1 protein-coding gene is annotated in these 1,090 nt (G+C 33.4%); it reads left to right on the forward strand.

Annotation, left to right across the window (positions count from 1 at the left end; genetic code table 11):
* The coding region (locus N2712_07995; GenBank protein MCX8029918.1) for a BREX-1 system adenine-specific DNA-methyltransferase PglX at positions 1-1,090 on the forward strand (1,090 nt) is incomplete at both ends.

Here is a 1,090-nt window from a genome sequence, read left to right on the forward strand (position 1 = left end):
AGAGGAAAATCTAATAAGGCTTCTTACAAGACTTATCTTCGTTTGGTTCTTAAAGGAAAAAGGACTTATACCTGAAGAAATTTTTGATCCAGCTTTCCTTGAAGGAGTTGTCAAAGATTTTGGTAAAGATTGCAATTACTACAACGTTATTCTACAAAATCTCTTTTTCACTACTTTGAATACATACCCTGAAGAAAGAAGTTCCGAAGCATTAAGATACAAAAGTGAGATGCTAAGTGAAAATGAGATTATAAATGTATTTAAAAAAGTTCCTTTTATAAACGGTGGTCTTTTTGAATGCCTTGATGAAGATGAGAATTACATAGATGGCTTTACAAGAAATAGTTATAAAATAGCAAGACTACCAGATTTTCTGTTCTTTAGAGAAAAAAGGAAAGAAAACCTATCTAAGTTTTACGGTTATGAAAAGGAAGTTGAGGTAAGAGGGCTTATAAACATTCTAAAAGACTATAACTTTAATGCTGACGAGTCATCACCAGTGGACGTAGAGGTGTCTCTTAATCCTGAACTTTTAGGATACATCTTTGAAAACTTAATTGCATCTTACAATCCTGAAACCAAAACTACCGCAAGAAAAGCAACGGGAAGTTATTACACTCCAAAAGAGATTGTTGATTTCATGGTAGAAGAATCTCTCCTTGAGTATCTGAAAACCAAAACTAGTATTGACGAGGATAGATTAAGAATACTTCTTTCTTACTCCGAAGAAAATGCTGAATTAACGGATGAAGAAAAAGACAAAATACTTAGAGCAATAGACTCTCTTAAAGTTATAGACCCAGCAGTCGGTTCTGGTGCTTTTCCAATAGGAATAGTTCATAAAGTTGTGAATATACTAAACAAAGTTGATCCAAATAATGAACTCTGGCATGAACTACAAAGAAAAAAGGTGCTTCAAGAGTTTGAGGAAGTTCTGAAAATTGAAGACAAAGATAAGAGACAAAAATTACTAAAAGACATTGACGATAACTTTGATGAGAGTATCAAATATCCTGACTACGCTAGGAAGCTCTACGTAATAGAGAACTCTATCTACGGAGTTGATATACAGCCTATTGCTATACAGATC

Source organism: Brevinematales bacterium (assembly GCA_026415355.1).
Taxonomy (GTDB): Bacteria; Spirochaetota; Brevinematia; order DTOW01; family DTOW01; genus SKYB106.